Raw genomic sequence first — 14,471 nt, 5'->3', positions numbered from 1 at the left:
TGTTGCGGCAGATTGCCAATGCCTGGCGCAGCCCCAACAGGTCTGAAGGTTAAATTGAACGTCTGAATAAAGAAAAAACCGCGCCGGCCGACACAATCGTCAGCCACACTCCTATTACAAGGGACCCATCCCATGCCTTTGCGACAACTTTCCATCCAGTGGAAAATTACCCTGCTCGCCGGTCTCTGCCTGGCCGGCATCGTCACCCTGCTCGTCGGCCTGTCGCTATACCGCATGGAGCACAGCTCGGACCTGGTCAAGGCCAGCAGCATGCAGATGCTGACCGAGTCGGCGCAGTCGCGCATCGAGTCGCAGGGCGAAGTGCAGGCACTGAACATCCGCCGCCAGTTCATGGACGCCTACCAGTACGGCGCCGGCTTCGCCCGCCAGGTGCTGTTCCTGCGTGAACAGGCTGAAAAGCGCTTTCTCGATGCCTTCGACCTGCGTGAGGACATGACCCGCCAGGTACGTGCCGCCTTGCAGGCCAACCCGGACCTGCTCGGCCTGTCGCTGGTATTCGAACCCAACGCGCTGGACAACAAGGACAGCCTGTTCGCCGGCAAGGCGGAACTGGGTAGCAACGCCACCGGGCGTTTCGCCCTGTACTGGTCGCAGCCGCGGGTCGGCCAGCTGACGTCCATGGCCCTGCCCGAAACCGACATGGCCAACACCGAGATCGGCCCCAGCGGTCAGCCGGCCAACACCTGGTGGGTCTGCCCGCGTACGTCCGGCAAGGTCTGTGTGGTGGAACCTTACTTCTATGACATCGATGGCCAGCAGGTACTGATGACCAGCATCGTCTTCCCGCTGCGGGTAGACGGCAAGGTGATCGCCACCCTGTCCGTGGACATCAACCTCAACAGCCTCCAGGCCCTGAGCCAGGAGGCCAGCCGCAGCCTGTACGAAGGCCGGACAACGGTCGGCATCCTCAGCCCGGTCGGCCTGCTGGCCGGCTACAGCGCCGACGCCAGCAAGCTGGCCCAGCGCTTCGACCAGGTCGATACGGCCAAGGGCGCCCAACTGGTGCGCACGCTGGCCGATGGCAAGTTGACCACCCTGCACGACCAGCAGCGCCTTAAAGTGCTGGCAGCGTTCCGCCCGATCCCGGATGCCCAGCCATGGGGCGTGTTGCTGGACGTGCCGGAAGATGCCCTGACCGGGCCGGCCGAGGCGCTGAAGCAGGAACTGGACGCGCTGAACACCAGCGGCACCCTGCTGGAGCTGGGCCTGGGCCTGGCCGCGGCAGTTGCCGGCCTGCTGATGGTGTGGCTGATGGCTCGCGGCGTGACCCGGCCGATCCTTGGCGTGGCCGCCATGCTCAAGGACATCGCCAGCGGCGAAGGCGACCTGACCCGCCGCCTGACCTACCAGAAACGTGACGAACTGGGTGAATTGGCTGGCTGGTTCAACCGCTTCCTCGACAAGCTGCAGCCGACCATTGCCGAGGTCAAGCGCTCGGTACAGGCCGCTCGTGGCACCGCCGACCAGTCCTCGGCGATTGCCACGCAGACCAGCGCTGGCATGGAGCAGCAGTACCGCCAGGTCGACCAGGTAGCCACCGCCTCGCACGAGATGAGCGCCACCGCCCAGGATGTCGCCCGCAGCGCCGCGCAGGCCGCCCAGGCCGCACGCGACGCTGACCAGGCGACCCGCGAAGGCCTGACGGTGATCGAACGGACGACGAGCAGCATCGATGCGCTGGCTGCCAACATGAGCGAAGCCATGGCCGAAGTCGAAGGCCTGGCGCAGAACAGCGAGAAGATCGGTTCAGTGTTGGAGGTGATCCGCTCGATCGCCGAACAGACCAACCTGCTGGCGCTCAACGCCGCCATCGAGGCGGCCCGCGCCGGTGAGGCCGGCCGTGGTTTTGCCGTGGTCGCCGACGAAGTGCGCAACCTGGCCCAGCGTACCCAGGAGTCGGTGGAAGAAACCCGCCAGGTGATCGAGGCGCTGCAGAACGGTACCCGTGAAGTGGTCGGGGCGATGGACAACAGCCACCGCCAGGCCCAGGGTGGTGTCGAGCAGGTTGGCCAGGCGGTCACCGCGCTGCAACGCATCGGCCAAGCGGTGACGGTGATTACCGACATGAACCTGCAGATCGCCTCGGCCGCCGAGGAACAGAGCGCCGTGGCCGAAGAAATCAACAGCAACGTGGCGACCATCCGCGACGTCACCGAATCGCTGTCGGGGCAGGCCAACGAATCGGCGCGGGTCAGCCAGTCGCTGAACAGCCTGGCCAACCAGCAGCAGGCGCTGATGGATCAGTTCCGCGTATGACCGCGAGCGGGGCCGGCGCCCGCCGGCCCCGCAATCTCGTCGTTGCCGGGGCACCCGCGCGGGTCGTCTACACTTGCCGCACCACTCAACGGCAACCGACGAGGGCCTGGATGAAGAAGATCCCAACACTGTTGGCCGGCCTGCTGCTCAGCATAGGCTTGGCCAGTACCGACAGTGCCGCCTCGGCTGAACGCAGCGAGCCCATCCACTTTGGCGCCATAGGCTGGGAAAGCGGCGCCCTGACCACCGAAATCCTGCGGCTGATCGTGGAGCGTGGCTATGGCTACCCCACCGACACCCTGCCCGGCAGCACGGTCAGCATGGAGGTGGCGCTGGCCCGCAACGACCTGCAGGTGATCGCCGAGGAATGGGCCGGGCGCAGCCCCGCGTGGGTCAAGGCCGAGCAGGCCGGCCAGGTGTATGCCCTGGGGGATACGGTGAAAAACGCCGAAGAAGGCTGGTGGGTGCCGGCCTATGTGGTCGAAGGCGACGCGTCACGTAACCTGAAGCCCATGGCACCCGACCTGCGCAGCGTCGACGACCTCAAGCGCTACCCACAGGTTTTCCGCGACCCGGAATCACCGGGCAAAGGGCGCTTTCTGAACAGCCCCAGCGGCTGGACGTCGGAAACCGTCAACAGCCAGAAACTCAAGGCCTATGGCCTGGACACGCTGTACAGCAACTTCCGTACGGGCTCGGGAGCGGCGATGGATGCCGAGATCGGCTCGGCTATCCGCCGCGGCCAAGCCGTGCTGTTCTATTACTGGAACCCAACCCCATTGATGGGCCGCTACAAGCTCATACGCCTGGAAGAACCGCCGTTCGACGCCCAGGCCTGGGCCACCCTCACCGATCCCGGCAACCCCAACCCGAAAGGCAGCCGCTCGCTGCCGGCGAAATTGTCGATCGGGGTGTCCAAGGCGTTTCATGAACACTACCCGGACCTGGTGAGCGTGTTCGAGCGAGTGGACTTGCCGATCGATCGGCTGAACAAGGCCCTGGCCGAAATGAGCGAAAAGCGCACCCCACCCCGTGATGCCGCCCTCACCTTCCTGCGCGATAACCGCGAGGTGTGGAAACCCTGGCTGCCGGCAGACGTCGCCGCCAAAGTCGAAGGCAGCCTGTAGGCAGCCGCCTGGGTGCAGGCTTGCTGGCAACCGGAGCGGGCCTGACAATGCAGCACTGACTGTTCAGCCCGGACCCACCTGCATGTCCCTCAAAGCCCTGCGCACCTTCGTGACCATCGCCCGCCACGGCACTTTCGCCCGTGCCGCCGACCTGCTCAGCCTCACGCCCTCGGCGGTGAGCCTGCACATCAAGACCCTCGAAGACGAATTGCACGTGACACTGTTCGACCGCAGCCGCAGGCAGGTGGCGCTGACTGAGGCCGGCCAGTTGGCGGTAGCCCGCGCCGAGTCGATCCTGGCTGCCTATGACGAACTGGCCGATACCCTGGCCAGCGGCCCGAGCCTGCGCGGCCGCCTGCGCCTGGGGGCGATCCATACGGTGCTGGCGCGGCGTTTGCCCAAGGCGCTGGTGTGGCTGAAGGCGCACCACCCGCAGCTGCACATCAGCGTGGCATCCGGCATGTCGGCTGAACTGGCGCGGCGCGTGGAAGATGGTGAGCTTGATGCAGCGATCACCACCGAGCCGGTCAGCCCCTACCCGCAGAGCCTGGACTATACGCCGTTGTTCGAGGACCGCTTCTGGGCCATCGCCAGCGCCGAGCTGGCCGGGCACAGTGTGGCGCAGTTGCTGGCCAGCCAGCCCTTCCTGCGCTTCGACAAGCGTGCCTGGGCCGGCCGACAGATCGAGCAGGAACTACGCCGCCAGCACCTGCAGGTAAGTGAACAGATGGAACTGGATAGCCAGGAAGCCCTGGCGCGCATGGCGGTGATGGGCCTGGGTGTGGCGATCGTGCCCATGGCCGACGAAGACCTTGCCCGCCTGCCTGCGGCTACCTGCCTGCCGTTTGGCGAACCGCAGCTGACCCGGCAGGTGGTCCTGCTGGAGCACCAGAAAAGCCAACGGCGGCATTTGAGTGCAGTAGTGAAGACCGCGCTGGAAGCTTGAGGTTACGGTTGGCGCTATGGAAGGGGGCATTGTGTCGCGAAAGACCCGCAAGACTGTGTGGCGGCGCTTCGCCCCGCCTTTCACGGCGCAAGGCCGCTCCTACACGCCGGTGACTGGCCAACCATGCATTTTTGCTCAACGGTCAATGAAGAAAACAACGTTTTTATAAATCAAACAGCCTCCGTAGGCTTTGCCCTGTACCCGTCCACGGAACGCTGACCATGCTCCACTTGCTGCTGACCACCCTGCTACCGATCATCCTGCTGATTGCCCTGGGCACTTTCCTGCGGCGGCGTGGCATTCTCGCAGAAAGCTTCTGGCCTGGCGCCGAGCGCCTGAGCTACTACGTGTTGTTGCCGTCGCTGTTTCTGCACGGCCTGGCCAGCGCCAACCTCGATGGCGTACCGGTGCTGGGCATGGTCGGCGTGCTGATGCTTTCGACCTTGGCCGGGGCAGTACTGCTGGTGCTGTACCAGGGCGCAATGAACCACGATGGCGCCGACTTCACTTCAGTGTTCCAAGGCGGTATCCGCTTCAACAACTACATTGGGGCTACCCTGGCAGCGGGCCTCTACGGCAGCGCCGGCATTGCCCTGGCCGCGGTGGCCAACGCCGCCATCGTCCCCCTGGTCAACCTGCTTTGCGTGCTGGTGTTCGCCCGCTTCAGTGCCCGCCATGGCTCACCTGCCACGGTACTGCGGGCGATATTCGCCAACCCCTTGATCGTCGGTTGCGCTGGCGGCTTGCTGCTGCGCGCCAGCGGGCTGGGCTTGCCAGCGGGTATCGAGCCCACCGTCAGGGCCCTGGGCCAGGCTGCCCTGCCACTGGGCTTGCTGTGCGTCGGCGCCGCGCTTGGCGGTGCCAGCCTTGGCCAGCAGCTGCACCCGTTGCTGGCCGCGTCGGCGTGCAAATTCTTGATCATGCCACTGACTACCTGGGGCTTGTGCCGCTTGCTGGGCCTGGGTGGCCAGGCGGCGGTGGTGGCGGTGCTGTTCCAGGCACTGCCCACGGCTTCCTCTTCCTATGTGATGGCCCGGCAAATGGGCGGCAACGCACCATTGATGGCTGCCATCATCGCGCTTCAGACCGTGGCTGCCGCTGCAACGTTGCCCTTGGTATTGATGCTTGCGCTTGACTAGACTGTGAACCACCTCACGGTTCGGAGCCCGCTCATGCGCCTGTTCTGGATACTGATCGGCCTGGCCCTGCTCGCAGGCCCAGTGGATGCGGCCGACCCCGCCAAGGCCGCGATCGCCGAAGACAAGGCCGCGCGGCTCGAAGACAAAGTGGTGAACGACGCGCCACCGCCAAAGAAGACAGAAACCCTAACCCCGGCGGAAGCGCAGGCCGTTGACCCAGCGGGCCAGGCAGCGCTGGATGACAGCATCACGTGCCTGGCCCGGACCGTTTACTGGGAGGCCAAGGGCGCCGACGCAGAAGACATGGCAGCCGTGGCCAGCGTGGTACTCAATCGGCTGGGTAGCGAGGGCTTCCCGGACACCATCTGCGGCGTGGTCAAGCAAGGCGTCGAGAGCAAGGCCTGCCAGTTCTCCTGGTGGTGCGACGGGCGTCCCGACCAAGTCGAGGAGCCGCAGCGCTATGGCGTCGCCAAGGAGATCGCGCGCAAGGCGCTCAACCAGCAACTGAAAGACACCACCGGTGGCGCGCTGTACTTTCATGATCGCAACGTGCACCCGGACTGGGCCAAGGCCTATCGCAGGACGGCCCAGACCCGGCATTTTCTCTTCTACAAGCCAAACCAGGCGCTGGCGCGCTGAACCCCGCCCAGGCCAGCCATGGCAATGAGGCGCCAGATCGCACTTTTTCCGCGCTGGCCGGTCTACCCCCTCTTTTGCTGCCAGCAACGATTGCCGGCGTTTTCATTGCTTTGCACGATCCCGGGCCAAAAGCCCCGGGCTTGTGTAGGATGAGCAGCGCAAACCACGACGCTGCCAGTCATAGGGAGATCCACATGCGCGTCCTGTCATCCGTTGCCGCCTTGTCGCTGGCCCTGGTCGTCTCGACCGGGGCATTGGCTGCCACCGGCGAAGAGGCGCAACTGATCGATTCGATCAATACCTACCGCAGCAAGGCCCAGCCCTGTGGTGGTGAAGCGTCGCTGGAGCTGCCGCCGCTCAACAGCGATACCCGCCTGGCGTTGTCGCCAGAAGGTACCCGCGACTTGCAGCAGGCCATGACCCGCGCCGCCTATCCCATGGTCAACGTACAAGCCATCAGCCTGTCGGGGCCGCGCGATGCGCGCGCCGCCATGCACGCCATCGAGGAGAGCTTCTGCCAGGTGGTGCTCGACCCGCAGTTTGTCGATATCGGCGTCAGCCAGGAAGGCCGCGAATGGCGTATCGTGCTGGCGCGGCCGCTGCTCAGCGGCCGCCTGGGCGACTGGCAGGCCGAAGGGCAGAAAGTGCTGCAGGAAATCAACGCCGCGCGCAAGGTACCGCGCCAGTGCGGTGGCCAGCCGTTTGCCGCCGCCCCCGCGCTGAGCTGGAGCGGGGTATTGGCCGGTGTCGCCGCCAACCACACCCGGGCCATGGCCAACCAGAATTTCTTCGACCACATCGACAAGGATGGCCGTACCCCCGGTGACCGGGCCGAACTGGCCGGCTACCTGTACCGGCAGATTGGCGAGAACATCGCCGCCGGGCGTGATACCGCACACAAGGTGGTCGATGGCTGGCTGGACAGCCCGGGGCATTGCGCCACGCTGATGAACCCGGAGTTCCGCGAACTGGGGGCTGCCTATGCGGTGGACCCGAAAAGCGATGCGGGCATCTACTGGACGGGGGTGTTCGGGGCTCCGCAATGAGCCAGGCGCAGATAGCCTGGTTTCAGCCGTTCGGCATGACGGGCTTTTGGCTCACATCGTTGTGTTCCTCCATGGCCGCGAATACCGGCAGGGCCAGTGCCATTCTCCGCGTCGCCTGCATCGCGGATAAATCCAATTGGCGCTATCCCTGTAGCGGCTTCAGCCGCGTTCACCGGCAAGGCCGGTGCCATACAACGCGCCGTCTGCTTCGCGGGCACGCCCGCTGCCACTGGGGTGCGTGAAATCAGCGCGGGTCACTAGCTGCACGCAATGCAAGGGCGCTACAACCGAACCGCCGGCGTACGCACTTGCCCAGGTAACTGGCGTCGCCCAGGCCCACTTCGTCGGCAATCTGCGCCAGGCTATGGCTGGAATTGAGCAAGCGCCAGCGCGCCTGCTGCAAGCGGATTTCCAGCCACCAGGCCTTGGCGCTCATGCCATGGCTGGCATGGAACTGCCGGTCCAGCTGGCGGCGGCTGATGCCCAACTCCGCTGCCAGGCGCTCCACCGTCCACGGCGTACCCAAGTGGTGACGCATCAGCGCTTGGGCCCGCTGCACCTGCCGCCCCGGCCCGGGCCCCAGCTCCAGCGAGCGCAAGGCATGGCGGCTGTCACGCGGGTCATCCACCAGCATGTCGGCCAGGCCCTTGAGCGCCCGGGTGCGCCCACAGGCGCCGGACAACAGCGCGACGGCCAGGTCGATGGCAGCGGTACCACCCGCGCAGGTGATGCGGCTGCCGTCAATGCAATACAGCTGCTCAGGCAGCACCTGCAACTGCGGAAAGGCTGCACGAAACTCGGCTTCATGGCGCCAGTGCACGACCACCTTGTGCCCCTCCAGCAAGCCGCATGCAGCCAGCAGGAAGGCGCCATTGTCCACCCCCACCAACTTGACACCGGCTTTGCCCGCTTGCCTGAGCAGCGCCTTGTAGCAAGGCGCCAGTGCGGCAGTGGCCATGGCGTTGCGCCCACCGAATACCACCAGGTAATCGAAGCTGGCCAGGTCAAGTTGGCTGACCAGGGCCTCGACCTGCACCACCGCACCACTGCTCGAGCGTACCGGGTCAGGGCTGAGCCCTGCCACGGTCCAGCTGCAATAACGCTGCTGGCTGTAATCCTCGTCATCGGCGCTGAAGCGCAACTTGTCGAGAAAGGCGCCGAACGGCAGCAAGGCGAAATCCGGTAACGGCAAGATCAGTAGGCGGATGTCGGGTGGCATGGCATAGCGTCCAGAAACGACCATGAAATGTCCAGATCATACCCTGCCGGGACGTGGTCCAGACCATAGACTGGACCCTTCTTCTCAATGAGGCTCATCCCGCCATGGCACTCGACACCTGGCTGATCTACCTGCTGGCCAGCATCGGCCTGTCGCTCACCCCAGGCCCCAACAGCCTGCTGGCCCTGAGCCACGGCGCCTTGTACGGCGCCCGGCGGACATTGTTCACCATCATCGGCGGGGTGTTCGGCTTCAGCGCCCTGATCGCCTTGGCCATGTTCGGCCTCAGCGCGTTGCTGCAGGCCTCGGCCTCGGTACTGAACGTGCTCAAGTGGGTCGGGGGAGCCTACCTGATCTGGCTGGGAATCCAGCTGTGGCGCAGCCCGGGCCTGCACCTTGAGTCGACCGGGCAAAGCGCCCGGCTGGGCAATGCCAGTCTGTTCCGCCAGGGCCTGCTGTCGGCCATGGCCAACCCCAAGGTGCTGTTGTTCTATGGTGCGTTCCTGCCGCAATTCATCGACCCGCAGCGTGGGCTGTTCTCGCAGTTCGTGGTCATGGCGGCGACCTTTGCCAGTGTCGAATTTCTGGTCGAATACCTGTTGGCCCGCCTGGCGTTTCGCATCCGCCCCTGGCTGGCCAAGGGCGGCAAAGGCTTCAATCGCTGCTGTGGCAGCCTGTTCGCCCTGATCGGCGTGGCGCTGCCGCTTGGGCGATGAGCCAGGCAGCTTGTGCAGCAGCGCGCGTCGCCCTTCAGTTGCGACGGGCCTTGGCTAGGAAGATGACCAAGGCTACACCCGGCAACCCTGCCCCCACCCACGCCACGCCCTGCCAGCCGAACTGGCTGAACACTGCGCTGGCGACCGCCGAGCCCAGCGCCCCGCCGAGGAAGATGCTGGTCATGTACACCGCGTTGAGCCGCCCGCGGCTCGCCGGGTCCAGCGCGTACACCTCGCGCTGGCCGATCACCATGTTCATCTGTACGGCGAAATCCAGCAGCACCCCGGTCACGCCCAGACCAATCACGCTGTAGCCCGGCGCTGTCAGCCCCAGTAGCAGGGCCGCCGGGGCCAGCAGCAGCGCCAGCAGCGAGCCAGCCCGGGCATGCCCGGCATCGGCGAGGCGACCGGCCAGGGGGGCGGCAACGGCACCCACCGCGCCCACCAGGGCGAATATCGCGATCTGGCTCTGTGACAAGCCATGCTCACCGGCCAAGGCCATTGGCACCGCGGTCCAGTACAGGCTGAACGCTGCGAACATCAACGCCTGGTACAGCGAGCGCTGGCGCAGCAAGGGGTAGCGGCGCAGCAGCGTCAGCAGCGACAGCATCAAGCCGGCGTAGCTGGCCTTGTGCTCGGGGCGACGCTGCGGCAAGGTCAGCGCCAGCAACAGGATGATCGCCAGCATGACCCCGGCGGCACCGACGAACACCGCGCGCCAGCCAAAGTGGTCGGCCACCACGCTCGACAGCGGCCGCGCCAGCAGGATGCCCAGCAACAGGCCGCCCATGATGTTGCCGACCACGCGTCCACGCTGCTGCTCCGGCGCCAGGTGCGCCGCCAGCGGAATGAGCATCTGCACCGCTACCGAACTGAAACCGATCAGCAGCGCATAGCCGAGGAACAGCTGGCCCTGGCCACTGCGGCTGGTACCCGCCAGCAGCAGGCTGACCCCGGCTAGCACCGCCGTGGCCACCATCAGCCGGCGGTTTTCCAGCAGGTCAGCCAGCGGCACCAGCAACAACAGGCCCAAGGCGTAGCCTAGCTGGGTGAGCGAGACGATCAGGCTGGCATGTTCGGTGGACAGCCCAAGGTCCGGGGCGATCAACCCGACGATGGGCTGGGCATAGTAGATGTTGGCGACAATTGCGCCGCAGCAGAACGCCAGCAGTGCGACCAGGGCCCGGCTCAGGCCGGTGGCTGCCGGCTGGGCGGCGGCAAGAGAGGGGTTCATGCGAGGTTCCTCGGCAACGGATGGAATATGCCAGCCACCTTACCCAGCGACGCTGACGCCGGGAATCCGGTGCTGGCGCAACGCGCTTTTGCGCGCTGCGCAACGCTAGCCACGCGGTGTCAGCAAGCCTTCGCAAAAGTGCATGAACGCATTCACCCGCCGGGAGCCGCGGTGGTTGGGCAGGTACAGGGCATTGATACTGCTGTTGGCCGCCCCGGGGCTGGCTAGCCAGTCAGCGAACACCCGCTGCAGGCGCCCCGCGGCAACATCCTCGTGCACCAGCCAATCGGCCAGCAGCGCAATGCCGCTGCCGGCCAACGCGGTTTCGCGCAACAGGTCGGCATTGGCACTGCGCAACGGCCCGCTCACATCCAGCTCCAGGCTCTCCTGCGCCCGGGCCAGACGCCAGGGGCGGCCTTTCTGCCCGTAGCGAAAGCGCAGGCAGGCGTGCTCGAGCAACTGCCGTGGATGCTCCAGTGCATCACGCCCGGCCAGGTAAGCCGGGCTGGCCACCAGCCACCGCTCGAAGCGCCCCAACTGGCGACACACCAGCTCGTCATTGGGTGAAGGGTCACCCAGGCGGATCGACAGGTCGTAGCGGCCATCGAGCAAGTCATCCAGGCGGTCGCTGAGGTCGATGTCCAGTTCCAATGCCGGGTGCTGCGCCAGGAACGCCCCGAGGTGCGGGGCGATGACCCGCCTGCCGAATTCCACCGGCAAGCACAGGCGCAGCACGCCGCCAGGTTCCTCGCCTCGGTCGGCGACGCTGGCATCGGCCTCTTCCAGCGCTTCGAAAATACCCCGGGTGCGCTCGTAATAGCGTGCGCCGGCCTCGGTCAGGCTGACCTGGCGCGTCGAGCGGTTGAGCAAGGTGGCGCCCAACGCGGTTTCCAGGGCATCGACCAGGCGCGTCACCGACGAGGTCGCCACCCCAAGCCTGCGCGCGGCAGCCGAAAAGCCCTGGGCATCGACGGTGGCCACGAACATTTTCATCGCCAGGAGTTTGTCCATTTGCTGCCCGTCTTCCAAATCTCGGAAAGTTCTTACAAACGACCGGGCGGGTCAAGAAGCGCGGCGCCTGGAAATCGCGTCCATAGTGGAAGCAGTCCCCTTCGAGCGAGACACTCCATGACTTTGCACAACCTCTTGACCGACCTGCCCCCTTGCGCCGCCACCAGCGCTGAACGTGTCGATGAACTGCTCAGCCGCCCGGGCGTACGCGTGGAACGTATCGTCTCCACTGGCCAGGCCAGCCCGCCCGGGTTCTGGTACGACCAGGGCGAAGGCGAATGGGTGGTCCTGCTCAGCGGTGCCGCGGGCCTGCGCTTCGAGCATGAACAGTACACCCGCCTGCTGGCAGCGGGCGATTGCCTGGACATCCCGCCGCATTACCGCCATCGCGTGGAATGGACTGCCCCCGGCACAGCGACGATCTGGCTTGTGGTGTTCTACCGCAATGGCAGTCCGTGGCCGGCGTAACCAGGCAACATCCGCAGCTGGGCCATATGAACAGCTTCTTCTCGTCATTTTCGCCAGCTGATCCATACTTTTAGTGGCATTCGGGCCAGTTCAACCCTGCGACAATCAGTCCTACAAAATTATGTACCAACTTGTTAATTAGCAAGCTAAGCGTTTAAACTGCGCGTATTCCACCTGCTGAGATCCCTGGCATGAAAGCAATACCGCGCGCTTCCGGCGCTACACACATCATCCTGGTCGGCCTGGGCGTGATCATCGCCCTGCTTGGCCTCCTCCTGGCGGCGGGCGGCGTCAAGCTGGCCGGCCTGGGCGGTTCCTGGTACTTCCTGATCGGCGGCTTGGCCATGGCCATCGCCGGTGTTCTCATCGCACGTCGCAAGCCGGCTGGCGCCTGGCTGTACGCGGCGTTCCTGCTGGGTACCGCGATCTGGGCACTGGTCGACGTTGGCCTGGTGTTCTGGCCGCTGTTCTCGCGCCTGTTCATGTTCGGCGCCATCGGCCTGGTGGTGGCGCTGGCCTACCCGCTGCTGGCGCGTGCCGGCGGCGCCAGCAGCGGCCGTGGTGCCTATGGCGTGGCCGCGGTCATGGCCGTGGCGCTGGTCGTCGCCGTCGGCAACATGTTCGTTGCCCACCCCACTGTCGCTCCTGCGGGCAAAGGCCCGGGCATGACCCCGGTCGAAGCCGGCAAGCAGCAGAAGGACTGGGCGCACTACGGCAACACCGAAGGCGGCAGCCGCTTCGCCGCGCTGGACCAGATCAATCGCGACAACGTCAGCAAGCTCCAGGTGGCCTGGACCTACCATACCGGTGACGTGGCCATCAGCGACGGCAACGGTGCGGAGGTCCAGCTGACGCCGCTGCAGGTGGGCAACAAGGTGTTCATCTGCACTCCGCACAACAACCTGATCGCGCTTGACGCCGACTCCGGCAAGGAACTGTGGAAGAACACGATCAACGCCCAGTCCAAGGTGTGGCAGCGCTGCCGTGGCATGGCCTATTTCGACGCCAGCGCGCCAATCGCCCAGCCAACCCAGCCGAACAGCACGCCGGTCACCGTCGGTAGCGTGCCGGCCGGTGCCAACTGCCAGCGTCGCCTGCTGACCAACACCATCGATGGCCGCCTGATCGCCGTCGACGCCGACACCGGCGAGTTCTGCCAGGGCTTCGGCAACAACGGCCAGGTCAACCTGATGGTCGGCCTGGGCAATGTACCGGACTCCTACTACCAGCTGTCCTCCGCACCGCTGATGGCCGGTACCACCGTGGTAGTCGGTGGCCGGGTCGCCGACAACGTGCAGACCGACATGCCTGGCGGCGTGATCCGTGGGTTCGACGTGTTCACCGGTGAAATGCGCTGGGCCTTCGACCCGGGCAACCCGCAAGAGCGCCAGGCGCCACAGGGCGACAAGACCTACGTGCGCAGCACCCCGAACAGCTGGGCACCGATGTCCTACGACCCGGCGATGAACACCGTCTTCCTGCCGATGGGCTCGTCGTCCACCGATATCTACGGCGTCGAACGCACCCGGCTGGACCACACCTACGGCGCTTCGGTGCTGGCCCTGGACGCCACCACCGGCAACCAGAAGTGGGTGTTCCAGACCGTGCACAACGACCTGTGGGACTTCGACCTGCCGATGCAACCGAGCCTGATCGACTTCACCAGGGACGACGGCCAGTCGGTACCGGCGGTGGTGATCGGGACCAAGGCCGGGCAGATCTACGTGCTCGACCGCGCCACCGGCAAGCCGCTGACCCAGGTCGACGAAGTACCGGTCAAGCCCGGCAACATTCCCAACGAACCCTATTCCCCGACCCAGCCGAAGTCGGTGGGCATGCCGCAGATCGGCGCGCAGACCCTGACCGAATCGGACATGTGGGGCGCTACCCCGTATGACCAGCTGCTGTGCCGTATCGACTTCAAGAAGATGCGCTATGACGGCCTGTACACCGCACCGGGCACCGACCTGGCGCTGAGCTTCCCGGGCTCGCTGGGCGGCATGAACTGGGGCAGCATTTCCACCGACCCGGTGCATGGTTTCATCTTCGTCAACGACATGCGCCTGGGCCTGTGGATCCAGATGATTCCGTCACAGAACAAGGGCGGTGCGGCCTCCGGCGGCGAGGCCCTGAACACCGGCATGGGCGCCGTACCGCTCAAGGGCACCCCGTATGCGGTGAACAAGAACCGCTTCCTCTCGGTAGCCGGTATTCCGTGCCAGGCGCCACCATTCGGCACCCTGACCGCCATCGACATGAAAACCCGCCAGGTGGCCTGGCAGGTGCCGGTCGGTACCGTCGAAGACACCGGCCCGCTCGGCATCCGCATGCACCTGCCGATCAAGATCGGCCTGCCAACCCTCGGCGGCACTCTGTCGACCCAAGGTGGCCTGGTGTTCATCGCCGGCACCCAGGACTTCTACCTGCGTGCCTATGACAGCAGCAACGGCAACGAGATCTGGAAGGCCCGCCTGCCCGTGGGCAGCCAGGGCGGCCCGATGACCTATGTCTCGCCGAAAACCGGCAAGCAATACGTGGTGGTCACTGCTGGCGGCGCGCGCCAGTCGACTGACCGTGGCGACTACGTAATGGCTTACGCGCTGCCGTAACACCGCGTCGCCTGCTTCGCGGGCACGCCCGCTCCCACAG

General features: G+C 65.7%; 12 protein-coding genes and 1 pseudogene. 10 read left to right on the top strand and 3 right to left on the bottom strand.

Annotated features, from left to right (window positions below; translation table 11 throughout):
- Window positions 1–132 precede the first annotated feature (132 nt).
- From QSV36_RS26080 to QSV36_RS13995, 7 genes and pseudogenes are all read left to right on the top strand, one after another.
- Window positions 133–1,419: pseudogene (locus QSV36_RS26080) on the top strand (methyl-accepting chemotaxis protein); the annotation flags it as partial.
- Window positions 1,420–1,521: 102 nt separating this feature from the next.
- A complete protein-coding gene (locus QSV36_RS26075) occupies window positions 1,522–2,277 on the top strand; it encodes a methyl-accepting chemotaxis protein (RefSeq protein WP_502945670.1) in 756 nt (251 codons plus the stop codon).
- Between the two features lie 110 nt (window positions 2,278–2,387).
- Window positions 2,388–3,404 (top strand): ABC transporter substrate-binding protein, encoded by a 1,017-nt coding sequence (locus QSV36_RS14015; RefSeq protein WP_289132467.1) that lies wholly within the window; start codon window positions 2,388–2,390, stop codon window positions 3,402–3,404.
- 82 nt (window positions 3,405–3,486) lie between these two features.
- Window positions 3,487–4,350: a LysR family transcriptional regulator gene (locus tag QSV36_RS14010; protein ID WP_289132465.1), complete on the top strand. Its 864-nt coding sequence runs from the start codon at window positions 3,487–3,489 to the stop codon at window positions 4,348–4,350.
- 221 nt (window positions 4,351–4,571) lie between these two features.
- Complete coding sequence (locus QSV36_RS14005; RefSeq protein ID WP_289132463.1) at window positions 4,572–5,489, top strand: AEC family transporter; 918 nt, start codon at window positions 4,572–4,574, stop codon at window positions 5,487–5,489.
- A gap of 33 nt (window positions 5,490–5,522) precedes the next feature.
- Window positions 5,523–6,128, top strand: coding sequence for a cell wall hydrolase (locus QSV36_RS14000; protein ID WP_289132461.1), 606 nt, complete (start codon window positions 5,523–5,525; stop codon window positions 6,126–6,128).
- A 194-nt stretch (window positions 6,129–6,322) separates the two neighbouring features.
- Complete coding sequence (locus tag QSV36_RS13995; RefSeq protein WP_289132459.1) at window positions 6,323–7,174, top strand: CAP domain-containing protein; 852 nt, start codon at window positions 6,323–6,325, stop codon at window positions 7,172–7,174.
- A gap of 244 nt (window positions 7,175–7,418) precedes the next feature.
- On the opposite strand, the gene QSV36_RS13990 is transcribed toward QSV36_RS13995, so the two are convergent.
- Entirely contained in the window at window positions 7,419–8,393 is a 975-nt protein-coding gene (locus QSV36_RS13990) for a GlxA family transcriptional regulator (protein ID WP_289132532.1), read from the bottom strand.
- A 104-nt stretch (window positions 8,394–8,497) separates the two neighbouring features.
- Between QSV36_RS13990 and QSV36_RS13985 the strand changes: the two genes are divergently transcribed.
- Window positions 8,498–9,109 (top strand): LysE family translocator, encoded by a 612-nt coding sequence (locus tag QSV36_RS13985; protein WP_289132457.1) that lies wholly within the window; start codon window positions 8,498–8,500, stop codon window positions 9,107–9,109.
- Window positions 9,110–9,143: 34 nt separating this feature from the next.
- On the opposite strand, the gene QSV36_RS13980 is transcribed toward QSV36_RS13985, so the two are convergent.
- Together QSV36_RS13980 and QSV36_RS13975 are read right to left on the bottom strand one after the other, a co-directional pair.
- The gene (locus tag QSV36_RS13980) at window positions 9,144–10,343 is read right to left on the bottom strand and encodes an MFS transporter (RefSeq protein WP_289132455.1); all 1,200 of its coding nucleotides are present in this window, start codon (window positions 10,341–10,343) and stop codon (window positions 9,144–9,146) included.
- Between the two features lie 105 nt (window positions 10,344–10,448).
- Window positions 10,449–11,354: a LysR family transcriptional regulator gene (locus QSV36_RS13975; RefSeq protein ID WP_289132453.1), complete on the bottom strand. Its 906-nt coding sequence runs from the start codon at window positions 11,352–11,354 to the stop codon at window positions 10,449–10,451.
- Between the two features lie 117 nt (window positions 11,355–11,471).
- Between QSV36_RS13975 and QSV36_RS13970 the strand changes: the two genes are divergently transcribed.
- Both QSV36_RS13970 and QSV36_RS13965 read left to right on the top strand, forming a co-directional pair.
- Window positions 11,472–11,822: a cupin domain-containing protein gene (locus tag QSV36_RS13970; RefSeq protein WP_289132452.1), complete on the top strand. Its 351-nt coding sequence runs from the start codon at window positions 11,472–11,474 to the stop codon at window positions 11,820–11,822.
- Between the two features lie 191 nt (window positions 11,823–12,013).
- The gene (locus tag QSV36_RS13965; RefSeq protein ID WP_289132450.1) at window positions 12,014–14,431 is read left to right on the top strand and encodes a glucose/quinate/shikimate family membrane-bound PQQ-dependent dehydrogenase; all 2,418 of its coding nucleotides are present in this window, start codon (window positions 12,014–12,016) and stop codon (window positions 14,429–14,431) included.
- Window positions 14,432–14,471: the final 40 nt, after the last annotated feature.

This window comes from Pseudomonas sp. BCRC 81390 (assembly GCF_030341915.1).
In the GTDB taxonomy this organism is placed as follows: domain Bacteria; phylum Pseudomonadota; class Gammaproteobacteria; order Pseudomonadales; family Pseudomonadaceae; genus Aquipseudomonas.
Note: the sequence above shows the minus strand (reverse complement) of the source record. Positions and strands in the feature narration are given on the sequence as shown.